This window comes from Streptomyces flavovariabilis (assembly GCF_000725785.1).
Taxonomy (GTDB): domain Bacteria; phylum Actinomycetota; class Actinomycetes; order Streptomycetales; family Streptomycetaceae; genus Streptomyces; species Streptomyces hawaiiensis.
Genome location: NZ_JNXD01000036.1, coordinates 1 through 24,762 on the forward strand (window position 1 = coordinate 1; position 24,762 = coordinate 24,762).

The 24,762-nt window shown below is 68.5% G+C and carries 21 protein-coding genes and 1 pseudogene; 7 read left to right on the forward strand and 15 right to left on the reverse strand.

The window, feature by feature from the left end; translation table 11 throughout:
- Positions 1-365: 365 nt before the first annotated feature.
- The 7 genes from IO24_RS0137855 to IO24_RS0137885 form a co-directional block, all read right to left on the reverse strand.
- Entirely contained in the window at positions 366-1,100 is a 735-nt protein-coding gene (locus IO24_RS0137855) for an SDR family NAD(P)-dependent oxidoreductase (protein ID WP_031144060.1), read from the reverse strand.
- Positions 1,101-1,168: 68 nt separating this feature from the next.
- On the reverse strand, positions 1,169-2,275 hold the full coding sequence (locus IO24_RS0137860; RefSeq protein WP_031144062.1) for an alanine racemase: 1,107 nt from the start codon (positions 2,273-2,275) through the stop codon (positions 1,169-1,171).
- A gap of 125 nt (positions 2,276-2,400) precedes the next feature.
- Positions 2,401-2,886: a RidA family protein gene (locus IO24_RS0137865; RefSeq protein WP_031144064.1), complete on the reverse strand. Its 486-nt coding sequence runs from the start codon at positions 2,884-2,886 to the stop codon at positions 2,401-2,403.
- A 379-nt stretch (positions 2,887-3,265) separates the two neighbouring features.
- Complete coding sequence (locus IO24_RS0137870; RefSeq protein WP_031144066.1) at positions 3,266-4,297, reverse strand: LacI family DNA-binding transcriptional regulator; 1,032 nt, start codon at positions 4,295-4,297, stop codon at positions 3,266-3,268.
- A gap of 64 nt (positions 4,298-4,361) precedes the next feature.
- Positions 4,362-5,198 carry an ATP-binding cassette domain-containing protein gene (locus IO24_RS0137875; RefSeq protein ID WP_031144068.1) on the reverse strand — a complete coding sequence of 279 codons (837 nt, stop codon included), beginning with the start codon at positions 5,196-5,198 and terminating at the stop codon, positions 4,362-4,364.
- Entirely contained in the window at positions 5,195-6,208 is a 1,014-nt protein-coding gene (locus IO24_RS0137880) for an ABC transporter permease (RefSeq protein ID WP_031144069.1), read from the reverse strand. Before IO24_RS0137880 ends, IO24_RS0137875 begins: the two co-directional genes overlap by 4 nt.
- Before the next feature lie 134 nt (positions 6,209-6,342).
- Positions 6,343-7,365 carry a sugar ABC transporter substrate-binding protein gene (locus tag IO24_RS0137885; RefSeq protein ID WP_031144072.1) on the reverse strand — a complete coding sequence of 341 codons (1,023 nt, stop codon included), beginning with the start codon at positions 7,363-7,365 and terminating at the stop codon, positions 6,343-6,345.
- A gap of 229 nt (positions 7,366-7,594) precedes the next feature.
- On the opposite strand from IO24_RS0137885, the gene IO24_RS0137890 reads away from it, so the two are divergent.
- The 3 genes from IO24_RS0137890 to IO24_RS0137900 all read left to right on the forward strand — a co-directional run bounded on the left by IO24_RS0137890 (position 7,595) and on the right by IO24_RS0137900 (position 11,666).
- Complete coding sequence (locus tag IO24_RS0137890) at positions 7,595-8,557, forward strand: carbohydrate kinase family protein (RefSeq protein WP_031144074.1); 963 nt, start codon at positions 7,595-7,597, stop codon at positions 8,555-8,557.
- 222 nt (positions 8,558-8,779) lie between these two features.
- Complete coding sequence (locus tag IO24_RS0137895; protein WP_031144082.1) at positions 8,780-11,341, forward strand: glycoside hydrolase family 32 protein; 2,562 nt, start codon at positions 8,780-8,782, stop codon at positions 11,339-11,341.
- Positions 11,342-11,354: 13 nt separating this feature from the next.
- Positions 11,355-11,666, forward strand: coding sequence for a putative quinol monooxygenase (locus tag IO24_RS0137900; protein ID WP_031144083.1), 312 nt, complete (start codon positions 11,355-11,357; stop codon positions 11,664-11,666).
- A gap of 42 nt (positions 11,667-11,708) precedes the next feature.
- Here IO24_RS0137900 and IO24_RS0137905 read toward each other — a convergent pair whose 3' ends face one another.
- Entirely contained in the window at positions 11,709-12,167 is a 459-nt protein-coding gene (locus IO24_RS0137905) for an SRPBCC family protein (protein ID WP_031144084.1), read from the reverse strand.
- 321 nt (positions 12,168-12,488) lie between these two features.
- On the opposite strand from IO24_RS0137905, the gene IO24_RS0137910 reads away from it, so the two are divergent.
- Complete coding sequence (locus IO24_RS0137910) at positions 12,489-13,049, forward strand: DM13 domain-containing protein (protein WP_031144085.1); 561 nt, start codon at positions 12,489-12,491, stop codon at positions 13,047-13,049.
- A gap of 18 nt (positions 13,050-13,067) precedes the next feature.
- Here the strand turns inward: IO24_RS0137910 and IO24_RS0137915 are convergent, their stop codons facing one another.
- On the reverse strand, positions 13,068-14,126 hold the full coding sequence (locus IO24_RS0137915; protein WP_031144086.1) for a PucR family transcriptional regulator: 1,059 nt from the start codon (positions 14,124-14,126) through the stop codon (positions 13,068-13,070).
- A gap of 728 nt (positions 14,127-14,854) precedes the next feature.
- Here IO24_RS0137915 and IO24_RS0137925 point away from each other — a divergent pair.
- Positions 14,855-18,130 carry a family 78 glycoside hydrolase catalytic domain gene (locus IO24_RS0137925; RefSeq protein WP_199808902.1) on the forward strand — a complete coding sequence of 1,092 codons (3,276 nt, stop codon included), beginning with the start codon at positions 14,855-14,857 and terminating at the stop codon, positions 18,128-18,130.
- A 92-nt stretch (positions 18,131-18,222) separates the two neighbouring features.
- On the opposite strand, the gene IO24_RS0137930 is transcribed toward IO24_RS0137925, so the two are convergent.
- From IO24_RS0137930 to ku, 4 genes are all read right to left on the reverse strand, one after another.
- Positions 18,223-18,501, reverse strand: a complete 279-nt coding sequence (locus IO24_RS0137930; protein WP_031144088.1) for a hypothetical protein — start codon at positions 18,499-18,501, stop codon at positions 18,223-18,225.
- Between the two features lie 312 nt (positions 18,502-18,813).
- Positions 18,814-19,554 (reverse strand): class I SAM-dependent DNA methyltransferase, encoded by a 741-nt coding sequence (locus IO24_RS0137935; RefSeq protein WP_031144090.1) that lies wholly within the window; start codon positions 19,552-19,554, stop codon positions 18,814-18,816.
- 238 nt (positions 19,555-19,792) lie between these two features.
- The gene (locus IO24_RS0137940; RefSeq protein ID WP_031144092.1) at positions 19,793-20,869 is read right to left on the reverse strand and encodes a fatty acid desaturase family protein; all 1,077 of its coding nucleotides are present in this window, start codon (positions 20,867-20,869) and stop codon (positions 19,793-19,795) included.
- 140 nt (positions 20,870-21,009) lie between these two features.
- Positions 21,010-22,098, reverse strand: a complete 1,089-nt coding sequence (gene ku, locus IO24_RS0137945; RefSeq protein WP_031144094.1) for a non-homologous end joining protein Ku — start codon at positions 22,096-22,098, stop codon at positions 21,010-21,012.
- A gap of 244 nt (positions 22,099-22,342) precedes the next feature.
- Between ku and IO24_RS46900 the strand changes: the two are divergent.
- A pseudogene (locus IO24_RS46900) lies at positions 22,343-22,480 on the forward strand (hypothetical protein); the annotation flags it as partial.
- A gap of 218 nt (positions 22,481-22,698) precedes the next feature.
- On the opposite strand, the gene infA reads toward IO24_RS46900, so the two are convergent.
- On the reverse strand, positions 22,699-22,923 hold the full coding sequence (infA, locus tag IO24_RS0137950; RefSeq protein ID WP_031144096.1) for a translation initiation factor IF-1: 225 nt from the start codon (positions 22,921-22,923) through the stop codon (positions 22,699-22,701).
- Complete coding sequence (locus IO24_RS0137955) at positions 22,920-23,711, reverse strand: GNAT family N-acetyltransferase (RefSeq protein WP_031144099.1); 792 nt, start codon at positions 23,709-23,711, stop codon at positions 22,920-22,922. The genes infA and IO24_RS0137955 overlap by 4 nt, the downstream gene beginning before the upstream one ends.
- 365 nt (positions 23,712-24,076) lie before the next feature.
- On the opposite strand from IO24_RS0137955, the gene IO24_RS0137960 reads away from it, so the two are divergent.
- Positions 24,077-24,730, forward strand: coding sequence for an NAD(P)H-binding protein (locus IO24_RS0137960; protein WP_031144101.1), 654 nt, complete (start codon positions 24,077-24,079; stop codon positions 24,728-24,730).
- The last annotated feature ends 32 nt before the right edge of the window (positions 24,731-24,762 follow it).

Sequence of the window (24,762 nt, forward strand, 5' to 3'; positions counted from 1 at the left end):
CGGCCAGAGCGCCTGCGGTGCGGAGTACGGTTCTGCGTCCTATCCGGTTGCCTTCCATGGCAAAGCTCCTGGAGATCGCTGGGGGTTCGGGGAATCCGTAAAGGGGGGCGCCGTGAGCCGGCGGACGGAATCGCGCGGGCCATGAGAAGGGCCGAGCGAGTCCGGGGAGGGGAGGTCACGCGGGGATGTGCGATGGTGCCGCATGCTGGATGCGGTCAGTTCAAATGCGGCGATCGGGGTACGCGCTCCACTTCCGCGCGCAAGCCCGCACCACCGCGTGGAGCGCGACGTCCATACGTCGGTCTACCTGCGGCATGGGCCGTTCAGCCGATGCTGGATGCTGGTCGTGATGCCCAGCACGTGTGTCAGAAGGCGGTGTACCCGCCGTCGACGGGGAGGACCGCTCCGGTGATGTACGACGACTCCGATGACGCGAAGAAGAGGATCGCGTCGGCGACCTCTTCGGGGGTGGCGAGGCGTTGGAGCGGAATCTGGGTCTCGCGCTCGCGGCGGTAGGCCTCGGGGTCGGGGCTGCGCAGGATCGCTGCTTCGATGGTCGGGGTGGCGGTCAGTCCCGGGGCGACGACGTTGACGCGGATGTTGCGCTGGGCCCATTCGATCGCCGCGCCCTTGGCGAGCATGATCAGGCCTCCCTTGGCGGCGGAATACAGGACTTCCCCGGGCTTGCCGACCATGCCGAGCCGTGAACCGACGCAGACGAAGGAGCCCCCTTCGGGGGGCATCAGCGGCGCGAAGTGCTTCATCACCAGGAACGCGCTGAGCAGGTTGCTGTCGAGCACGCTCTTCGCGTCGTCGTAGGGCATGTCGGTGAGCGGGCTGCTGGCCTGCAGACCGTGGTTGAGGACGACGACGTCGACGGTGCCGAAGGACTCGGCGGCCTGGTTGGCCAGGTCCTCGACGAACGCCTCGTCATTGAGGTCTCCGGGGACGTACAGATCGTCGGGCCGGACGGTGTCGAGTCGTTCCTTGCGGCCGGTCAGCAGCAGTCGCGCGCCCTCGCGGCGGAAATGGGAAGTCACTGCCTCACCGATGCCACTGCTGGCGCCGGTCACCAGGGCCGTGACGTTCTTGAGTCTCATGTCAGGCACTCCTTTACGGGTAAGGACGGTCGGGTTGCGGGCTCGGGTACGAGGTGTCCCGGGGCTGGTCAACTGAGGAACCCGCGGGCGTCGACCGGCCATCGCCGCAGCGACGTGCCCGCACTGTCAGTGACGATCAGCTCTTCGAAATTGACGACAATCGGGCAGACGTGATTCGGCACCACGGGTACCACGGTGCCGACGCCGGGGCGGAACTCGCCGCCGGGAACAGCGAGGAATCCGTGGTACTCGTTGAGCCTGGACAGGACAGCCTTCGTGCCGGGGACCCGACCGTAGCCGCGCTCGTTGCTGCCTTCGCGGCTGAGGGCCTTGGTGCCCGCATCGAGGATGACCTGGTCGGGGACCCAGTCACTGACCACGGTGGCGGCGACGAACAGCGCGATCTGATCGTCGGTGCAGGCGCCGAGCCGGGTGTTGTTCAGGTCGCCGAAGACATACTCGCCGGGACGGATCTCGGTGATCACGCCGCTGGTGGAGAATTCGACGGTGGGCGTGGAGCCGGCGCTGACCACCTCTGCGGTGATCCCGACACCGGCGAGGCTGCGGACCGCGGTGGTGAGCGCGGCATCCTGGTCCTGTGCGGCGCGCTCGCGAGCGTCCCGTCCGGAGCTGCCGTGACCTGGGTACGTGAAGACGCCCACCGGCACCAGGCCGCGTTTGCGGGCGGCGAGCGCGAGGTCGCCCGCGGCCTCGGGCGGCGCCCCGGAACGGCGGGCACCACAGTCGACCTCGACCACGATCTGCAGCCGGTCCGGTTCGTCCTTCATCGCGTCGGCGAGGGCCTCGATCGCCGCGGCGTTGTCGACGCCGACCCGAAGCCGGGTGGACCGGGCGAGGCGGCGGATGCGGTTCCCCTTCGTTCCCGCGGGCCAGACCGGGTAGGCGAGGAAGATGTCGTCGAATCCGGCCGCGGCGAAGACCTCGGCCTCACCGACATTGCCCGCGGTGATTCCGACCGCCCCGGCCGCGATCTGCCGCCGGCCGATTTCCACGCACTTGTGCGTCTTGACGTGAGGCCTGACGTCGAAGTTGTGCTGGGCGGCGAAGCCCTGCATGCGGTCGATGTTGTCCTGCATGACGTCGACCAGCACGATCGGCGCGGGGGTGTCGACCCGTTCGACCAGAGCGTCGAGTACTCGCTGGAGCCGGTTCACGCTGCGCTCCTCCTGCTTGTGTCTGGGGATTGAACGAGGGGCGCGGATGCCGACTCCCTCGCATGCCGACGTGCGTCGCCCGAGGCATCACGCGCGCTCGCGCTACATCGCCGTCGCGCCCGGCCCTATGCCGCAGTGCAGACCATCTGGATCTCGACGGGACTGTTGAGCGGCAGCCCGGCGACACCGATCGCGGTGCGCGCATGCCGCCCGTTCTCGCCCAGCACCTCGATGAGCAACTCACTGGCCGCGTCGGCGACCCGCGACTGGAGACCGAAGTCCGGCGTACTGGCCACGAAGACCAGCATCTGCACGATCCGGACCCGGTCCAGATCTCCCACCGCCTGCACAGCGGCGGCGAGTGCGTTGAGCACGGCATGGCGCGCGAGCTCCCGTGCCGCTTGCAGTTCGACGTCCCGGCCGACGGTGCCCTGGCCCAGCAGCTCGCCGTCCCTGTAAGGCAGTTGGCCCGCGATGTGGATGGCGGAGCCGACCGCCCGGTGGTCCACGTAGTTCGGGTTACTGCCGAGGCTTGGAAGGTCCAGGCCGAGGGCCTGGAGCCGATGTGTTGCCGAGCTGGTCGGAGCGGCCGAATCCGCGGGCCGGCTCACTGTGCCGCCGCCGTAGCCGGCGCAGCACACGAGCGGCCGCGGGTGGCCCTGCGGACCCACTTCCTAGGTATCTGGATCATCTGTGCCCGGTTCTCCTTCTGAGCTGCGAGGTTGGGCGGAATGCCGCGTGACGGCTCAAGCTGGTCATGAGATTGTCGTTTGTCGACCATTTGCGACGACGCTCGCTGTCGCGTGATGGCTCAAGATAGTAGCCCGATTGTCGTTTGTCGACCATTCTGGCGACCGTCACTCACTGTCAACAGGGTGGCGGCGCTTTCGCGGGGTCACGACGTTCAGAAGCACCACGGACGCTTCGCAGTCCACCGCTGGTGACGGATTGTTCCTCGTCGGTCGCGGCGACCTTCAGCTCGGTGACCGGTTACGCCTTCCGCCCGCCGGCTGCCGGTTGTTCGCCGGATCCGCGGACGATCAGCCGGGTGGGCACGGTGACGGTGCGTGCACGGGAGCGGTCGCCGTCGAGTCGGGCCAGGGCGGTGGTCGCTGCCGTTCTGCCGATGTCCTCGGGGTTCTGTGCGACGACGGTCAGTGCCGGTTCGAGCGCCTCGGCGAGCGAGACGTCGTCGAAGGCGACGAGTGCCACGTCCTTGCGTTTGCTGCGGGCGAGTTCGGCGACGATGCCCAGCGCCATGATGTTGTTCCCGGCGAACAGGGCCGTGGGCGGATCGGCCAGGTCGAGCAGCTTGGCCGTCGCCGCCTCGGCTCCCTGCTGGTCGTGGGCGTTGGCGACGAGCGAGCGGTCGTAGGGGATGTCGGCTTCCTGGAGGGCCGAGCGGTAGCCGGCGAGGCGCTCGCGGCGGGTGTAGAGCTTGGTGGGCAGGTCACCGATGAAGCCGATGCGCCGGTGCCCGTGGGCGATCAGGTGGGTGACGCCGTCGTGGGAACCGTCCCGGTTGGAGCTGACGACGCCGTCCGTGGCCAGCCCCGCTCCCGGGCGGTCGATGAAGACGACGGGCAGTCCCCCGGCGCGGTGGGTCTTGAGGTGGGAGTGGTCGGCGCCGACGGACGGCACGACCATCAGCACGCTGACGCGTCGCGCGAGGAACTTGTCCGTCAGCGAGCGCTCACGGTCGGGATCGTCGGCGGAGGACCCCATGAGCAGGGTCAGGCCACGGTCGCGGACCGTGTCCTCGATGCTTCTGGCCACGGCTCCGAAGAACGGGTTGGCCAGGTCGGGGATGACCAGCCCGACCGTGGTGTCGGGCCCGCCCACCCGGATGTTGCGAGCCATGAGGTTCGGCTGGAAGCCGAGCTTGGCCACGGCGGCGAGCACCTGTTGCCTGGTCTCGGCCGAGGCGGGGCCGTCCTCGTTGAGGACGCGGGAGACGGTCTTGGCGCTGACACCCACTTCTCGGGCGACGTCTGCCAGGGTCGGGCGGCGGTTCGCTGCCATGGAGGAAACAGTCTCCTGTGCTCGTCGGTCCCGGCCGCGGCCTCGGCCGGAACCTGTGAGTGCGTCAGTTGGCCTGGACTCCGGCGGCTTTCGCCGCTTCGGAATCGGCTACGACAGTACCTCCGGCCGCATCGACGGTGAGCGCTCCGGTCATGATGGCCACGACCTCCGCCATGGAGTAGTCGGAGGGCTTGATGACGGCAGCGCGCCGGCCCAGCCGGTGGACGTGGATCCGGTCGGCGATCTCGAAGACGTGCGGCATGTTGTGGCTGATCAGGACGACCGGCATGCCCTTGTCCCGGACCCGGCGGATGAGGTCCAGGACCTGACCGGACTCCTTGACGCCGAGGGCGGCGGTGGGTTCGTCCATGACGACGACGCTGCGGGCCCAGGCGACGGAACGGGCGACCGCGACAGCTTGCCGCTGTCCGCCGGAGAGCGTCTCGACCGCCTGTGTCAGCGAGCGCAGGCCGATCTTCAGGTCGGCCATGTGCTCGGCGGCCTCCTGACGCATGCGCTTTTTGTCCAGCATGCGGAAGACACTGCCGAGGACGCCGGGGCGGCGGAGCTCGCGCCCCAGGAACATGTTCGACGCGATGTCCATGGAGGCGGCCACGGCGAGGTCCTGGTAGACCGTTTCGATGCCGTGGGCGCGGGCGCTCTGCGGACCGGAGAACTGGATGGGCTTGCCGTTGAGGCGTATCTCGCCCTCGTCGGGGACCACCGCGCCGGTGAGGGCCTTGATGAGGCTGGTCTTGCCGGCTCCGTTGTCGCCGATGACGGCGAGGACCTCGCCGGGCATCAGGTCGAAGTCGGCGCCGTCGATGGCGGTGACGTGGCCGTAGCGCTTGACGAGACCGCGGGCCTGAAGGACAGGGGTGGGGGAGGGGGTGGCGGTCATCGGGCCTTCTTCCGGGAGAGCTGGTCGACGGTCACCGCGAGGATCACCAGGACGCCGGTGATCAACGTCTGGTAGATGGACGCGACGCCCATCAGCTGCAGGCCGTTGCGGAAGACACCGACGATGAGGACGCCGATGAAGGTGCCCAGGACCGAGCCCCGCCCGCCGAAGAGGCTGGTGCCGCCGAGGACCACGGCGGTGATGCTGTCGAGGTTGTCGGTCTGGCCGGCCTGCGGGTCGCCGACCCCGGTGCGGGAGATGAGCAGCAGGGCGGCGATGCCGTAGAGGAGGCCTGCCGCGGTGTAGACGCCGATGGTCAGGCGGGAGGTGCGGATTCCGTTGAGCCGTGCCGCTTCGGGGCTGTTGCCCAGGGCGTAGACGTGCCTGCCCCAGCCGGTGCTGCTCAGTGCGTAAGCGAGGAGCAGGAACAGGACGATGGTGACCAGGGAGCCGTAGGTGATGTCGGTGTGGCCGAGGGGGAAGGTCTGCCCGAGGGCCGTCAGCGGGCCCGGCAGGTTGGTGACCGTCTGTTCCTCGGAGTAGATGTGGGTCAGCGCGAACGCCACGTTGAGCATGCCGAGGGTGACGATGAACGGCGGCAGCGGGATCTTCTGCACCAACAGGCCGTTGAGCAGCCCGAATCCGCCGCAGACGGCGATGCCCAGGGCGATGGCGGCGAGCGGGGGCAGGGAGCCCTCGGCGGCCATCTTGGCGATCATGATGCTGCCGAAGGCCATGACGGCACCGCACGACAGGTCGATGCCCGCCGTCAGGATGATCAGGGTCTGGCCGATGGCGAGGGTGCCGACGACCATGACCTGCTGCACGATCAGCGAGAAGTTGCCGCCGGTGAGGAACTGTTCGGTCGAGAAGGAGAAGAAGGCGCAGGCCAGGAGGAGGGCGACCAGCGGGCCGGTGGTCGGTGCCATGAGCAGTCTGCGGGCCGTGGTCGGCGCTTTGAGCCCGGCGTACGGCGAGGACGTGCTCGGGGGCGTGGACGTGGCGGTCATGCGAAGTCCTTGTCGGAAGACAGAAGTCCGTGTCTCTCCTTGCCGGAGGACAAGGGAACGAGGGGCGGCCGTCCCCGGCCGGGGAGGAGGAGGGCCGGCCGCCCAGCTGAGAAGGCGTACGGTCGTCGGGGGGCTCAGCCCCAGCAGTTGTCCAGGCCGTAGGCGGTGTCCTTGGACGTGACTCCGGCCTGCGCCTTGTCGGTGATCAGGGTGACGCCCGTGTCGGTGTAACCCGACGCCTTCTTGCCGTCCTTGGCGTATGTCACGACGGCCTTGACGCCCTCGGCTGCCATCTTCAGCGGGTACTGCTGGGACGTCGCGGCGATCTTGCCGTCCTTGACCGCCTGGGTGCCGGTGCATCCGCCGTCGACGGAGACGATCAGCACGTCCTTCTCCCGGCCCTTGGCCTTGAGCGCGGTGTACGCGCCCAGGGCGGCCGGTTCGTTGATCGTGTAGACGACGTTGATGCCGGGTTCCTTCTGGAGGCAGTTCTCCATCGCCGTCTGGCCCTTGGACTGGTCGCCGCCGGTGTCCTGAGCACAGGCGACGTCCTTGTCGGTGGCGCCGAAACCCTTGAGGAAACCGTTGTGCCGCTGAACGCCGACGGACACACCCGGCGCGAGGTCGAGGGCGGCTATCTTCGCGGCCTTGCCCTTCATTGCGGCCTTGGCGTACTCGCCGATCAGCTCGCCGGCCTTGAGGTTGTCGGTGGCGAAGAGGGCGTCGACCGCGCTCTGCGGCTCCGTCGGGGTGTCCAGGGCGATGACCAGAACTCCCTTGGCCCTGGCCTTCTCGATCGCGGGCACGATGGCCTTGGAGTCGCTCGGGGTGATCAGGATGCCCTTCACGCCGGAGGCGACCATGTTCTCCACGGCCGTGACCTGACCGGCGTTGTCGCCGTCGAACTTGCCCGCCGCGGTCATCAGCTGCACACCCTCGGCCTTCGCGGTCTTCTCCGCGCCCTCCTTCATCTTCACGAAGAACGGGTTGGTGTCGGTCTTGGTGATCAGGCCGACCTTGACATCGCCCGAACCGGCGCCGGTGGAAGCCGACCCGGAACCGGAGCCGGACCCACAGGCCGTCAGGGTGAGGGCCGCGACGCCTGCGGCGGCGGCCGCTCTGAGGAGGGAGGAGGACAGACGAGTGGTGCGAGGCATGATCGACTCCTGAGGTATGGCGAGCGGCGCAGGCCACCCGAGGTGTCATCGTTGACTTATGTCATCGTTGACACTGCATGGCGAGGATGATGGACTCCCTCTCCCGGAAACGTCAATGCCTTGCACTCGTCACAAATCGACAACGCTCGCGGCCGCACCCTCCGGGGCAGTCCGGCAGCCGCACCACGACGCCCGGTGTGCCCGTACGTCCGCCAGAGAAGAGCAGCCCATGAGCCCGCGTCAGATCACCGTCCTGGGAGAGTGCGTCGCGGACGCGTTCACCCAACCCGCAAGCACTTCGAACGAACTCGCCCTGCGTGTGCTGCCCGGCGGCGGACCTGCGAACACGGCCGTGTCACTGGCCCGGCTCGGCACCCCGGCCCGCTTCCTCGCGCGGTTGTCGGGCGATGTGTTCGGGCGCCTGTTCCGCGCTCATCTCGAGACATCGGGGGTGGACCTGTCGAGCGCAGTGACGGCTGTGGAACCCAGCACGCTGGCTGTGGCGGAGCTGGACGCTCAGGGGCAGGCCGCCTTCTCCTTCCACGCGCAGAACACGGCCGACTGGCAGTGGACCGCCGGGGAGCTGGCGCAGGTGGATCTGTCGCAGACCGCCTGTGTGCACACCGGATCCCTGGCCCTGGTTCAGAAACCCGGGGCGCCGGTCGTGGAGGAGTTCCTGGCGGCGGCCGCCTCGCACGCGACCATCAGCATCGACCCCAATGTCAGGCCGCTGCTGGTGCACCCCGACGTCTACCGTGCCCGGCTGACGCACTGGTGCGGCCTCGCCGACGTGCTGCGCCTGAGCGAGGACGACCTGGAACTCCTGCTGCCGGGCACGCCGCCCGAGAAGGCGTGCGACATCTGGCACGCTGCCGGGGCGCGGCTCGTGGTGATCACACAGGGCGCCGACGGTGCCCTGGCCTCGCTGGCCGGCGAACGCATACACGTTCCTGCCCTGTCGACGAGCGTCGTCGACACGGTCGGGGCGGGGGACTCCTTCACGGCAGGGCTGCTGCACCACCTCGGTGCCCAGGGCCTGCTCGGTGGCCGCCTGGCGGAACTCCGCCTCGGCGATGTCGCGGACGCTTGCCGTTTCGCCGCCCGTGTCGCTGCTCTGACCTGCTCGGTCGCCGGCCCCAACCCCCCGTGGCGATCCCGGTTGGAGGAGCCCGCCGCGGCCGATCGCGCATGACGGGCGGGCCACTCGCGCAGCGGGCATCCCGCCTGACCCGTTGACGCACCGGCCGGATTGCGTCCATCATCAGGCCCACCTGGTGTCATCGATGACATAAGTCAACGATGACACCCCCTCCCCGGTGCCTTGGACGACGAGCCGGGAAGGCGTCACTCCACGGTCGGTTGCGCGCCGGGCATCCGGCTCCGCCGTCCGGACGGCCGCAGCACAGGAGACCCCATGAGCTCAGGACGTGTATCCCGGCATGCCCGCACCCGGATGATCGCGGCGGTGGCGACCGTCTGCGCCCTGTCCGCAGCCCCGCTGGCGCCTCAGGCCGTCGCTGCCGACCCCTCGCCGCATTCCGAGACCTACCGGCCCCAGTTCCACTTCACACCGGAGAAGAACTGGATGAACGACCCGAACGGCCTCGTCTACCACAAGGGTGAGTATCACCTCTTCTACCAGTACAACCCCAACGGCAATTCCTGGGGCGACATGTCCTGGGGGCACGCGGTGAGCAAGGACCTCGTGCACTGGAAGGAGCTGCCGCTCGCCTTGTCGCACGACGACGAGGAAATGGTGTTCTCCGGCAGCGCGGTCGTCGACCGGAACAACGCCACCGGCTTCGGCACCAAGAAGAACCCGCCCATGGTGGCGATCTACACCGGTGCCCACAAGGGCACGGGCGTCCAGGCCCAGTCGCTCGCCTACAGCACCGACCGCGGCCGCACCTGGACCAAGTACCAGGGCAACCCGGTCCTCGACATCGGCTCCAAGGAGTTCCGTGACCCGAAGGTCCAGTGGTACGAGCCGACCAAGAGCTGGCTGATGACCGTGTCGCTGTCCACCGAGCACAAGGTGCAGTTCTACTCGTCGAAGAACCTCAAGGACTGGGATCTTCTCAGCGAGTTCGGGCCGGCCGGCGCGACAGGCGGCGTGTGGGAGTGCCCCGACCTGTTCCCCCTCGCGGTCGACGGGGACAAGAAGAAGATCAAGTGGGTCCTGGTCGTCAACATCAACCCCGGCGGTATAGCGGGCGGTTCGGCCGCCCAGTACTTCATCGGCGACTTCGACGGCACACGGTTCACCGCCGAGGACAAGGGAACCTACACCCCGCCCACCGGCACCGTGATGCAGGGCTTCGAGGACACCGATTTCGGTGCATGGACGGCCACCGGCACCGCGTTCGGCGACGGACCGGCGGCAGGGGCCGTGGCGGGGCAGGGAACCGTCGAGGGCTTCGACGGCAAGGGCCTCGCCAACAGTTTCCACGGAGGTGACGCGGCCACCGGCCTCCTCACCTCCCCCGAGTTCACCGTCGACAGCCGCTACCTGAACTTCAAGGTCGGCGGCGGACGGCACCCGCACGAGACCGGGACGGTGCTGGAGCGGGGAGACCCGCCCGCGGGGACGGTCCTGGCCGATTTCGAAGGCGGTGGCTACGGCGACTGGACGACGACCGGAGACGCCTTCGGCTCGGCACCGGCCACCGGCACCCTCCCGAACCAGCAGGAAGTCTCCGGCTTCCTGGGCAACGGCCTGGTCAACAGCTTCCTGAACGGCGACTCCACCACCGGCACTCTCACCTCGCCGGAATTCACCATCGACAAGGACTACGTCAACTTCCTCATCGGCGGCGGCAACCACCCCTCCGGCTCCGCCGACCCCACCGCCGTCGAGCTCCTCGTCGACGGCCAGGTGGTGCGCAGCACGACCGGAAAGGACGCCGAGGCGCTCAACTGGGCCTCATGGGACGTCAAGGACCTCGCCGGGAAGAAGGCGCAGATCAGAATCGCCGACGACAACACCGGCGGCTGGGGCCACCTCAACGTCGACCACATCTTGCTGTCCGACACCAAGGCCCAGCCCGTCTCCCAGGAGACGTCCGTCAACCTGATCGTCGACGGCCAGGTCGTCCGCAGCGCCACCGGCTCCAACAGCGAGACCCTGGACTGGGCGTCCTTCGACCTGCGTCCCTACGCCGGCAAGAAGGCACGGATCCAGATCGTCGACAGCAACAACGCCGGCTGGGGCCACATCCTGGCCGACCGGTTCACCGCCGCCGACGCCCCCGCCCAGTCCGTCGTACAACGGGCCGACTGGGCCGACTACGGCAAGGACTACTACGCGGCCGTGTCCTGGGAGGACGCACCGGGCGGCAAGCGGTACATGGTCGGCTGGATGAACAACTGGGACTACAGCGGGGCCATCCCCACCTCACCCTGGCGCGGCGCGCAAAGCGCACCGCGGGAAATGGCGCTGCGCACCGTCGACGGCCGAGTCCGGCTGACCAGCCGGCCCGTCGACAGCCTGGAGTCCCTCCGCCGAAAGCGCCCGGCGACGGCGTCCGGCATCACGGTCAGGAGCACTGCAAAGCCTCTGATCGGCCCCGCCGCCGAGGGCAAGGCCCTCGACATCGAGGCGACGTTCTCCCTCGAGGACGCCGAACGCTTCGGCCTGAAGGTACGCACCGGAGCCAAGGGCGAGGAGACAGTGATCGGCTACGACACCACGACGCAGGAGCTGTACGTCGACCGTACCCGATCCGGTGCCGTGGACTTCAACAGCACCTTCCCCGGCGTCCAGACCGCGCCGCTGAAGGCCCACAACGGCAAGGTGAAGCTGCGGGTTCTCGTCGACTGGTCCTCCGTCGAGGTCTTCGGCGGCAACGGCGAATCAGTGATCACCGACCAGATCTTTCCCGACCCCGCCAGCCAGGGAGTGCAGGTCTTCGCCGAGAACGGCTCGGTGAAGCTGGACCGAGCCCGCGTCTGGCACCTCGACTCCGCTCACGACTGACAAGGACACCCGCATGACGAAGACCCTGCTCGCCGAGTTCACCGCCCGTGAGGGTGCCGAGGACGAGGTCGCCCGCATGATTCTGGAGTACGCCGAGAAGGTCCGTCAGGAGGAGGGCAACGTCACCTTCGACGTGTACACCAAGGCGGCCAGGCCTCGCGCCTTCTGGATCTTCGAGGCATACCGGGACGAGGACGCCTTCCAGGCACACCTGAAGGCCCCGTACGGCGGACCGTTCAACACCGCCCTCGCTCCGCTGATCGAGGAGGACGCGTCGGTGCTGACCTTCCTCGATGCGGTGGCTGACGGCCCTTCATCCCAGTGACCTGACACCGGCCGGGCCCGCTGCAAGGGCCCGGCACCGCGGTCAGTGCTGCTGGATCGCCGCTTCGGCCGCTGCCTTGATCCGGGCACCGAAGGCGGGCGCGTCCTTGCGGGCGGCGGTGAGCGCCAGGCCGACGAGCACCTTGCCGAGCCCGTGGCCCTCCAGAACGTTGTGGAGACGGACCCGCGTCCTGCCGTCGGCCAGCGGCTCCAGGTCGTAGCCGCCTTCGGCGACCGCCACGCTGTTCTTGGACACCTCGGTCCACCGGATCCGCGCCGGGGCTTCGAGTTCGGTGATACGGAACTCCCTGGCTGTCTTCACCCCGGCGTCCTTGACCGTACTGCGGAACACCGTTCCCACAGCGGTCGGGGTCTCGGGAACCCGTTCGATCCTCAGCACACGCGGGCTGAACTGTGGATCGTTGCGCCCGTCGGCGAGGTAGTCGAACACCGCCTCGACGGGCCGGTCGATCTCGATGGTCGCTTCGAACTGTCCCGACATGAGCGCTCCTCGATCACTTGGTCCGCACGGACGCGAAGGGCCGTCAGTCCGACTTGCCGTAGCGGCATCGAGACCCTACGGCAGCGCCGGGCATCCCGCGAGGCGACAAGCGGGGCCACCGGGATGCGACCGCTTGGGCGGACCACGTCCCAACCGTTCCTTCTCGGCGTATCTGACCCGTCCCGAGCCACTCGCCGATCAGTTCGACGATTCACGGCTGCCGCCGTGACGTAAGACTTCCGTCATCCGCGCAGGGGCGCACGCCGCCCGCGCAGCCCGTTGAATAGAAGCGGCACGGAGCACTCAGGAAACGAGGCGGGCATGGGGCGTGGACGGAAGAGGCTGAGCAGGCCGTTGGCCATCGGGGTGCTGGTGGTGGCGGTCACCGGCATCGGCTTGGGGCTGTACTGGTTTCAGCCGTGGAAGCTGTGGCAGGACGAAACCGTGCAGGAGGCCCTGCCGAGCGTAGTGGCACCGACGGCACCTCCGGCCGGAGCGCCCTCCGCGTCGCCTTCCCCTGCTCCCCGGCCCCGGACGCTGGCGGGCGGCGCATTGATCAGCCACGAGCACGCCACCTCGGGCAGTGTGAAGCTCGTACGGCTCGCCGACGGCTCCCATGTCGTACGGCTGGAGGACCTCGACACCAGCAACGGTCCGGATCTGCGCGTATGGCTGACCGACGCGCCGGTGAAGGAGGGGCGGGCCGGCTGGCACGTCTTCGACGACGGCGCGTATGTCAGCCTCGGCAAGCTCAAGGGCAACAAGGGGAGTCAGAACTACGCCCTGCCCGCCGACATCGACCCGTCCCGGTACACCAGCGTGAGCATCTGGTGTGACCGTTTCGACGTGTCCTTCGGCGCAGCCGAACTCGCGCGCACCTGAGCTCGTCCGCGGGGCGCGTCAGAGCTCCTGCGCGGGCCAGTCCAGCAGGCGTGCGCCGATCACCGCGGTCTGCAGCGTGTAGCGGTGGGACGGATCGGCGGGGTTGGCGCCGGTGAGCTTGTGGATGCGTTCCAGCCGGTAGGTCAGGGCCCGCACGCTGAGGGTGAGGCGGCGGGCCGCCTCGGCGGCCACACAGCCGGAGTCGAAGTAGGCGGTGAGGGTGTCCAGGAGGGGCTGGGCGCCGCCGCGGGCCGTGGTGAGCGGGCCGAGGGCGGCGAGGACGAGTTCGGCCATGGCCTGCCGGTCGCGGGTGAGGACGGGGTAGACGAGCAGGTCGGCGGCGCGCAGGACCGGGTCCTCCAGTTCCAGGCGCTCGGCGAGTTCCAGGACGTTGAGTGCCTCCTCGTAGGAGTGAACGACGCCGCCGGGGCCGGGCTGGGGGCGGCCGATGGCGACCCGGCCGCCGTCGGTGGCGGCATGGGCCTGCTTTGCGAAGTGGGTGAGGACCTCTTCCTGGGGGCCGGGGGCGATGCACAGCAGCCGGCCGTCCTTGGTGGTGAGCAGGATGCTGCGGTCGCCGAAGCGGGAGATGAGGGCGCGTTCCACCTGGCGGGGGACGGGATCGCCCTCCTCGTAGGCGGTCGGGCCCTCGGCGACGGCGACGGCATGGGCGTGCGAGAGACGCAGACCGAAGCGTTCCGCACGTTCGGCGAGGCGTCCGAGGTCGCTGCGGCCGTAGAGGAGGTCGTCGATGAACTCACGGCGTGCGGCCTCCTCCTGCCGTACGGCCTGGCGCTGAGCCCGCTCGAAGCCCTCGGCGAAGGCGTCTGTCACCTGCTGCACGGCGGCCAGGACGCTGTCGGCCGACGCGGGTCCGGCCGGCCAGGCCGCGCGTGCGGCGGTCAGATGGGCGCTTACCAGGGCCCGCAGTCCGTGGCCGGCGTCAGCGGCCTGTTCCCCGAGTGTCCGGCGGGAGGTGAGTTCCTCCCGGGTGAGACGCCGGCCGGTGGCCGCGACCTCGGCCAGCATCTGGGCATAACCAGCCAGATACTCCTCTGGAATCTCCAACTCCGCCATGGTGCCCCCGAGTTCTCGACGCGCCGCTGACGGCTACTCAGCGGCCGACCGGCATGCAGACCCTAGACAACACTGCCGGGAACCGGCAATGCGCGGGCGTGCGCGGGCGATGCAGGATGGGTCGCGGGGAGCACCACGGAAGGTTCTGGTGCCGGACACCGGCAGGTGCCCGGCACCGGAACCCTGAGCGAGCGGTGTCCCGCCGAGCGCGGTTTTTGACGGGCAGTGCGGACGGGACAGGGGTACGGCATGCGGGCGTTGCTGCCGGTCGTCACCGGCCCGCCCGTGATCCGATGCGGGTCCCGGCTGGCCGGTTACGCCCTCGAGCCGCCGACGGCCGACTGAGCGTCCGCACCGACCGGAGCCTCCCCGCTCGCCGGGGCCGCCAAGGCCCACGAGATCAGCGCGCATCCGGCCACCCGCGCGAAAAAGCTCATCCTCGGCCCCGTAGCACCGGCTCACCTGGACGGCTGGCTGATCGGCTCGGTCCAGCGGTTCGAAGTCGACAACTTGTCGGTCGATCAGGGTGTGGCGCTCGCCAATCGCTTCTGGCCCGCGGCCCACCGAGGAGGGGGGGGCGCGACATGAAGGACCAAGTCGGAGAGTGCGGCAGGAATCTGCGTTCCGCTTATTGACGTGGCGCTCATCACATGAGTAAGGTCCCGGCAATTCACTGCTGTTGAAACGATTCAATCCGTGGAGATGCCGTGCTCCGTAAACGCGCACTCTTGTTTGAACTTCTGGCCCTCGCCATGGGTGCCGTCGTCGGAAGCGTGGCGATCCTGCCGGCGACCGTGTCCTCCGCGGTGCCGGACGAGCCGCTCACCGTGAAGGCGCTGAGTGTCAACGGCCGGGCGAACCCGGTGGGCATCGGTGGTGAGGACCCGGTGCTGGGCTGGCAGTTGGCGTCGGTCCGGCGGGCGACAATGCAGAAGGCCTGCGAGATCCAGGTCGGACGCACGCCAGGGTCTGCCGATGTGTGGTCGTCCGGCAAGGTGAAGTCCGGCCGCCAGGTCGGCGTGCGGTACGACGGTCCTGGCCTGAAGGCGGCCACCCGTTACCACTGGCGCGTCCGGGTCTGGGACGACAAGGGAGTCGCGAGCCGGTGGAGCGCGGATGCGTACTTCGAGACCGGCCTACTGGATACCGGCGACTGGGACGGCGCCCAGTGGATCGCCCGTCCCGAGGCTCCGAGTGAGCTGGACAAGTGGACCGACTACACCGCCACGGTCGAGTTCAAGCTCGACAGCGCCGCCTTCGGCATGTTCCTGCGCGCCTCAGACGTGAGCAACGGGTACATGTGGCAGTTCAACGCCACGGGCCCTACCCCGATCCTGAGACTGCACAAGCAGGACAAGGGCAACTACACCGTGGTTCGCGAGGTGGATCTCGCGCCCTTCGGCTTCACCAACGCGAGTCTCCTCGCCGGCCGGCACACCGTCCGCTACGACGTGGTGGGCACCACCATCAAGACAACGCTCGACGGCAAGCCGGTCAGCTCCTTCACGGATTCCACGTTCACCAAGGGCTACATCGGTTTCCGCACCCACGCATGCTGCGGCGAACGGGGAACGGTCTACGACGCCGTCGTGACGGGCACCGACGGCAGCACGCTGCTCGACACCGACTTCGCGTCCGGACGGAACCCGTTCACCGACGGCGAGATCGTCGACTCCGCCCTCGTGGTGTCCGGCACCACGGACGCCCTCCACGGACCCGCGGTCCGGCCGCTCCCGCTGCTGCGCAAGGACTTCGCCACCAAGTCCGGCAAGAAGGTCGCCTCCGCGCGCGTCTACGCCTCGGCGCTCGGCCTCTACGCGTTGCAGATCAACGGCCGGCCGGTCGGCGACCAGGTGCTCGCCCCCGGCTGGACCGATTACCACAAGCGGATCCAGTCCCAGACCTACGACGTGACGAAGCTGCTCGAAGGCGGCGACAACGTGATCGGCGCGTCCCTGGCGGACGGCTGGTGGGCCGGCAAGGTCGGGCTCGGCTGGAGCCGCCAGTACGGGGACACTCCCGCTCTCGTGGCGAAGATGCGCATCACCTACACCGACGGGTCGGTCCAGTGGATCGCGACGGACGGTTCGTGGATGGCGTCGGAAGGGCCCTACGTGAAGGCCGATCTGCAGGACGGCGAGACCTATGACGCCCGCCTCGAGCCGCCGGGCTGGAGCCGGCCGGGATTCGACGACGCCACGTGGGAACCCGCTGCGAGCCTGGAGTCCCGGACCGCTCTTCTCGTCGCGCAGAGCGACGACCCGGTGCGCCGGACCCAGGTGCTACAAGCCCGGAAGATGACCGAACCCACCGCCGGAACCCACGTCTACGACCTCGGACAGAACATGGTCGGTGTGTCACGCCTGACCCTCACCGGCTCCGCCGGTCAGACCGTCAAAATCCGCTATGCGGAGGTGCTCAACAAGAACGGCACCCTCTACACCGACAACTTCCGCAGCGCAAAGGTCACCGACCGCTACGTCTTCGACAAGTCCGGAACGGTCACCTACGAGCCCGCGTTCACTCAGCACGGGTTCCGCTACATCGAGATCACCGGGGTGAGCGAGCCTCCAGCGCTCGCCGACGTCAAGGGCGTCGTGTGGGGATCCGACCTCCCGTCCACCGGCACACTGAAGACCTCGGACAGCATGCTCAACCAGTTGGTGAGCAACATCTCCTGGAGTCAGCGGGGCAACTTCCTCTCCATACCCACCGACACCCCGGCCCGCGACGAGCGCCTGGGCTGGACGGGAGACATCAGCCTCTTCGCGCCGACGGCCAACTACCTCGTCGACACCCGCGCGTTCCTGTCCCACTGGATGGCGGACGTCCGCAACTCCCAGTACGCCAACGGTGACCTGCCGGCGGTCGTACCGACCCCTCAAGGCCAGTTCGGTGAAAGCGGTGTGGGCTGGTCCGACGTGATGATCACCGTGCCGTACTCCGTGTGGCGCTCCTACGACGACACCCGCATCCTGCGGGAGAACTACCCCGCCATGCGGAAGTTCTTCCAGTTCGTGCGCGACAGCGCCGGACCGGACCTCCTCGAACCCGGCCGGACCACCTTCTTCACCAACGACTGGCTGCACCTTGACGACCCCACCGAACAGGGCATCCTGGGCACGGCCTACTACGCAGAGAACGCCCGCATGATGGCGGAGGTGGCCGAGGCACTGGGCGACGATGCGGCGGCGTCCGACTACGGCAAGCTCTCCGCCGACATCCGCGACGCCTTCACCAAGGCCTACGTCGCCGCCGACGGCACCGTGAAGGGCAACTCGCAGACCGGTTACGCGATGGCGCTCGGCATGGACCTGGTCTCGGATCCGGCGTTGCTCGGGAAGGTCGGCGAGAAGTTCGTGGCCAAACTGGCGCTCACCGACGACCACTTGCGGACCGGCTTCATCGGCACACCACTGCTGCTGCCCGCGCTGAGCAAGATCGGACGCGACGACCTGGCCTACAGGATGCTGCTGCACAAGGACTACCCGTCCTGGGGCTACGAGGTCGCCAACGGCGCCACCACCATGTGGGAGCGCTGGAACTCGATCATGCCTGACGGCAGCTTCGGCCCGGTGGACATGAACTCCTTCAACCACTACGCCTACGGTGCCGTGGGTGACTGGATGTTCCAGAACATCGGCGGCCTCTCCGCGATCGAGCCCGGCTACCAGCGCTCCCGGATCGCGCCGGTGCCCGGCGGAGACCTGACGGAGGGATCCGGAAGCCTCAAGACCGTCTACGGCCTGCTGTCCTCGCGGTGGGGCACCCGCGACGGCGCTGTCGACCTGAAGGTGACAGTGCCGGTCAACACCGTCGCGGAGGTCCACGTACCGGCGAAGACCCGCTGGGCGGTCACCGAGGGCGGCCGACCGGCCGACACCGCCAAGGGCGTTCGGTTCCTCCGGATGCAGAACGGAGCCGCGGTGTTCGAGGTCGGCTCGGGGACCTACAGCTTCGCCGCCGACACCGTCCCAGGACGAGGCGAGCCCGCGAGGAGGTGACATCGGGAAGGCGGGGCCGGCGGCGTCCGTGTCGCTGCGCCCCGGCTTCCTCACCCGGCCTTGGCGCCGATGGTGATGGCCGGGCGGGGACGTCACCCAACGGGTGCGATACGGAGGGTCGCGGCGGTCTCCTGGATCTCGACGACCTTCAGGCTCATGGCATCGTTCACGGTCGCCGCGGGTCCCTCGCCACAGATGAACCGGACGCCGCCGTTGCCCCCCGAGGACACGCCGCCGCCACCGGAACAGCCCGACACGCTGTAGCCCGACCCCGTCAGCGGTGCGGCCATCTCCACCTTGCCGCCGGTGATGGCCGCCACCTTGATCGGCCCGAGGCCGTACTTTTCCGGCACTGTCACGACGTCCCCCACGGCGACCTCGATCTCACATCTCCCGTCAGCGCACGGCCCGGTAGGCGCGGGCGACGGCGTGTCCGTCTCCGAGGGAGTCGGCCCGGGGCCCGACGCCGTCGCCCCGGAGCCGGACCCACTGGACCGGCCCCCGGCCGGGCCCTTGTCCGAAGAATCCGAGGAACACGACGTGAGAGCGGCGAACACGAACGCGACGACAACGGCGACGACGGCGGTGGAGGACGTTCTACGCATCATGACCGCCATTGAACCCCGCCACGACCGGAATCCGCCCCCCTCTTGCCCCTCCTGAGCCTCAAACGAGGGATCGCCTCAGACCGGCTTGCGCCACACGGAGATGTGCTTCGCGGAGTCCTGGGTGAAGGGGGCTCCGTTCCAGTCCGCGACGCGGCGTTCCAGTTCGAGCCCCGCGATCCGGGCCATCAGGTCGAGCTCCGCCGGCCATGCGTACCGGTGCCGGGAGTTGCCGCGGCGGTAGCGGCCGTCGTCGCCGTCGCGGGTGAGGTGGTGCGAGACGAGGATCTGCTCGACCAGGTCGAAGGTGTCGAACCCGAGGTGCCGCTCGGAGACGTCGAACGGCACCGCGACCTGCCCGGGTGGCAGGAAGCGCAGCGGTGGCACGCCCAGCTCGATGACGAATCGGCCGCCAGGCGTCAGGTGACGTGCGGCGTTACGGAAGCACTCGACCTGCTCGTCCTGCGTGAGCAGGTTCGTGATCGTGTTGTAGACGAGATAGACCAGGGTGAACTCACCGGGGACGACCGTCGAGGCCATGTCCCCGATGACGACCGGGAGCGTGTCCTCGTCGATCTTGCGCCTCAGGACCGCTGCCATGTGCTCGGACAGTTCGATCCCCGCGACGGGCACGCCACGTTCCCGGAGTGGGACGCCCACTCTTCCGGTTCCGATGGCGAATTCCAGCGCCTGGCCGTCTCCGGCGAGTTCGGCGAGGAAGGCGAGAGTCGGTCCGAGAACAGCGGCCGAGGACATCTCGCCCTCCTCGGCGTCGTAGCGGTCGGCGGTCGCAAGGGTCCACAGCTCACTGCTCGTCACGGGCGGCCACTTTGCCGGGCGTGGCGGGGAGCCGTCCACCCATTTACGACGGCGGCGACGGGCATACCCGATTTTGCAATAGGGACGCCTCGTCGCTGTCACCGGTGAGCATGCTGTTCGCGACGTTCCTCGGCCACGCGTTCTTCCCCGTCTTCGTCTCCGGCCCCTGCCACCACGGGCTGGCCGACCCGCGCCTCGGGCGAAGCCGCAGAACGGGGCCAGGCGTGATCTGCCGGCATCAGCTGCCGGTCAGGCCTCCGCCGGGGGCGCGCAGCGGCTCGCCGACGCTCCTGAGGTGGCGCAGCGCCTCCCGGTGCGAGGCGATCAGCCCGGTCCGGTGGTACGGGACGCCCAACTCTGCGCAGTACCGCTCGGTGATGACCTGCGCCCTGGCGAGCGCAGGCGTGGGCATACTGGGGAAGAGATGGTGCTCGATCTGGTAGTTGAGCCCGCCCATGAAGACGTCGACCAGTACGCCGCCCCGGACGTTGCGCGAGGTGAGAACCTGGCGGCGCAGGAAGTCCAGCCGCATCCCCTCCGCGATCATCGGCATCCCCTTGTGGTTGGGCGCGAACACCGAGCCGAGGTAGATCCCGAACAGGGCCTGGTGGACGGCGATGAAAAGAAGCGCCTTGGCGGGGGAGAGGACGGCGAACAGGCCACCGAAATACACCACAAAATGCGCCACGAGCAGCGTGCCCTCGAGGACGGTCCTTTTCACCGGCGGACTTTTCAGGGCCCGGAAGCTGCTGAAGCTCAGATTCAAGCCTTCCAGGGTCAGCAGCGGAAAGAAGAGAACGGCCTGGTGCTTTCCGATGAAACGCGGCAAACCCCTGGCTCTGCGCGCCTGTCGACGCGACCAGACAAGAATGTCCGGTGAGACGTCCGGGTCCTTTCCCTCGTGATTGGGGTTCGCGTGATGGCGGGTGTGTTTGTTCATCCACCACCCGTAGCTCATTCCCAGCAACAGGTCGGCGACCAGTAGCCCCCCTGCCTCGCTGGGACGCCGACGGGAGAAGACCTGTCGGTGGGCGAGGTCGTGGGCGGCGAGCGCGAGCTGGCCGAAGACCACGGCCAGGGCGACGGCGACGAACACCTGGCCCCAGCTGTCTCCCAGTGCGAGAAACCCGCCGACGCACCCCGCGAGAGCCAGGGCGACCAGCCCGAAACGCATCGTGTAATACAGCGGGCGGCGCCGGAGGAGCCCGGCCGCGGCTATGCGCCGCGACAATTCCGAGAAGTCGCTTCCACTGTGCTGTTCAAGTCGTTCTCCTTGCGTCGGCGGGCCCACCGGAAGCACCATTGGATTGGTCATGGCCTCAGTATGCGAATCATCAGTCAGCGGCATAATGGCGTCCTCCCCCTGAATGAGGTGGAGTCAGCACCACCATGGCGCCGGGGGAAGACCTGAGCCAGGGCCGAGCAGATGCGTCGCTCCGCGGCATGTGCGCGGGGTCAGGCGGCGCTCTTCTTGCGGCGTTGCCCGGCGTGGGCGAGAGCAACGACGAGCTCCTCGCGGCTCATCTTCGATCGGCCGGGAACGTCGTGTTCGGTGGCCCGCTGGTACAGCTCCGCCTTGCTCAACTGCCGCAGTTCCCTCTTGCCCGGACCGCGCTGGTCGCGGGAGTCCGCCGAGGCGCGGCCCGTTGGCGACGGCGCCTTCCGGGTGGCGGCCTTCTTCGCCGTCTTCGCCGCGGGCCTCTGTGCCGTCTTGCGCCCCGGCTGCGACTGCTTCGGCTTCCGCCCACTGGACTTCTTCGGCCCGCCGCGGGCTTGGTCGATACTGCCCTGCAACGCCTGCATCAGGTCGACGACGTTGGTCGCCACCGGCGCCTCTTCGGCCGCCGCGATCTCACGGCCTTCGGCCTTCGCCTCGACCAGCTCCCGCACCTTCTTCTGGTAGGTGTCGCGGTAGCGGGACGGCTCCCACGGTCCGCTGAGGGAGTCGACCAGCTGGAGTGCCATGTCCAGCTCCTTGCCCTTGCCCGCCCGGCCCGTAGGCAGCTCGGGCAGCTCCTCGTACGGGTCACGGACCTCGTCGGCCCAGCGGAGGGTCTGGAGCACCAGGACCTTGTCCTCTGCGCGCAGCGCGGTCAGGTACTGCTTGCCGCGCATCACGAATGTCGCGATGCCGACCCTGTTCGACTGAGCCAGCGCGGCCCGCAGCAGCTCGTAGACCTTGGTGTACTCCTTGCCACGCGGTGCGACGTAGTAGGTGCGATCGAAGTAGACCGGCTCGATCTCCTCCAGGTCGACGAAGTCCGTGATGTCGATCGTCTGGGAGCGGCCCTGCGCGATCTCGTCCAGTTCGTCGGGCTCCACGACGATGTACTCGCCCTTGCTCACCTGGTAGCCCTTGACGATGTTGCTGGTGTCGACCTCGTCGCCGGTGCGCTCGTTCACCCGCCTGTTGCGGATCCGGTCGGCGGTGCCGCGCTGGAGCTGGTGGAAATGGATGGTGTGGTCCTCGGTCGCGGAGTAGAGGCCGACCGGCACGCTGACCAGGCCGAAGGACACCACACCGGTCCAGATCGCGCGTGCCATGACTGCTCACGCTCTTTTGCCGCGGACGCGGAGACCGGATCAAAGACTGGCTGACCGACGGCACAGCCCCGCCCCGGCGAGGCCCGAACGGCACGGGGCGTGTCCACTACGGCTTCGCCGACGCCCCGGACTCCATCTACCCGGAGGTCAAGGCCGCGCTCGCCGAATGGCGTGACAACGGCCAGGGCGTGTCCACACCTTCGGCCAGCCCCGCACCTGTGACTCGACGTCGGCCGCGGCGTACAACACCGGCTTCCGGGACCGGATGTACCGCTTCGTCAACAACAACGGCATCGTGCCGCAGCTGCCGCCGGAGCCCTATTACAGGCACGTGAGCGCCCTGCGGTCTGACCACGGACCCCTTCGCACCGGCCACCGATGACGTAGGGGACCACTTCATCGACAGCTATCTGAAGGTTCTGGCAAAGAACCTGGACGGAACTGCTGTCCCTCGAGTCGACGTTCGGGCCAGACCGGATCTGCCGGCGGCGCTGGCGGGGTGGCTGCCGTACGGCCCTGCGAGCCATTCTGGGGCCCCGGTCACGCAAACGCCGTGCCCGGGGCCCCAGGATCAGGTACCTCGAAGAGTGCCGACCGCCCCTAGTTCCGGTACCGGAACACGATCCTGCCGCGCGTCAGGTCGTACGGCGGAAGCTCCACCAGCACCCGGTCCTCCAGCATGATCTTGATGAAGTTCTTGCGGATCTTTCCGCTGATGTGCGCGAGCACCTGGTGGCGGTTCTCGAGCTCCACGGTGAACATGGCGCTGCGCAGGCACTCGACAACCTTGCCCTCGACTTCTATGACGTTCTTGTTCCTCGTCATCGCACCAGCTCCAGATTGCTGCTCATCGGCCGGGCGCCGATGAGCTCGAACAGCGCCGTGGCTGCCTGGTTGGCCTCGTGGACTTCGGTCCAGGCCGCGGCGGACCCGGAACGGTGCAGCGTCCCCAGCGTATGGGCCAGCAACGCCCGTGCGATGCCACGGCGCTGCTCGCCGGCCCGGACCGCGACCAGCCCGATGCGCGGCCGGTTCCCCGCCACCACCCGGATCAGACCCAGGTAGCGGTGCGGCACCGCGGCCACCGCGTACTTCGACGGGTCGACGATCGTGTCGCCTTCAGGGCGGGACATGACCTCCGCGGGCATCGACTGCCACCCGACCGTCGCCTCGACCTCGTCACGGATCGCGCGGTCCAGTGCCCGCAGCAGACCCTCGTCCGCCTGACCGGCGGGCACGATCCTCACGTCCGAAGGCGGCAGGACTTCGGCGAGCCTGGTGACCCGCGGGTCGGTCGGCACGACGTACTCCCACTCGCGGCGCCGGATCGTGAAACCGGCCCGCCGCCAGCCGGCCGTCAGCTCGACGTCGGCCTCGTCGACCACCGTGTACAGCGGCGCCGGCAGTTCCGCCAGCATCGCCTCGGCGAGCCGGTCGAAGGTGGCGTTGTGCCAGGCGTCGATGCTGACGAACAAGCGTCCGTCGGGCCGGTGCTGGGCATGTCCGCGCCCGACCACCAGGTCGTCGTCCAGCGCATGCCATTGCCTGTCCACGACGCGCGTGATCATCACCGCGTTCTCGCTCGGGCCAGATGTGAAGGGCATTGTGTTCATCGGAGTCTCCTTCAGGAGTGCCTCGATCTCAGGCGCTCCTGGCGACACCGAACGTCAGCCGCTGGACCGTGGCGGATCGAGGGAGCACCCATGGGTGACTGTGTTCACGGGTCTCACCTCCATACGACGACTTCACGGTCCGCCACGAAAGTAGCAGCGGGGTTCCGCCTCGCTCAAACCCTTTTTCCATCGACGGGCCATCCTTCGTGAGAGCGGGGGTGCCTGGGCGAGGGGATGGCCTTCGCCTGCTTGGAATACCCCCGCGCACCAGGGCCGTTCACCGTTTCGTCGTCGGTCTGGCGGTCGTCCGCGCGGCGACGGAGCCGACAAGTGGTAAGCCGCATCAAGAGAACGGAGCATTCACGGTGGACGTCTTCATCATCGGCATCACCGGTGGTATCGGTGGTCTGCTGGCGCAGAGACTGCGCTCGCGGGGCGACGCCGTCCGGGGGCTTGTTCGCCGCGACGACCAGCAGACTGAACTCGCGGCGGGAGGCGTGGACGCGCGCGTCGGTGATCTCTCCGGCATGACGGTTGAGGAACTGGCGGCAGCATTCGGTGGGGTCGACGCGATCGTCTTCACTGCCGGATCGAACGGCGGCAGCAGAGAGGTCACGAGGGCCGTCGACGGCGAGGGTGTCGCCAAGGCGATCGAGGCGGCACGCCTTGCCGGTTTGGAGCGCTTCGTGCTGGTCTCGGTGCTTCCGGAATCATGGCGTGAACGCGACCTCGGAGACGATGTCGAGTACTACTTCGCCGTGAAGAAGGGCGCGGACGTCGCACTCAGCCGCAGCGACCTGAACTGGCTGATCCTGCGCCCCTCGCTCCTTCTCGATGGTCCGGCAACCGGCACCGTGTCCCTCGGGCCGGCGGAGTTCCACGGCGAGATCGCTCGCGACGACGTCGCCGCCACCCTTGTCGAACTGCTCCACGAGCCGCGGATCGGCCGGCAGATCCTCGAACTCAACACGGGGTCGACCCCCATCGAAGAGGCGGTCCGGGCGAACGTCCGCGAGTGACCGTTCCACCTCTGCCGTGACGGCTCTCAGAG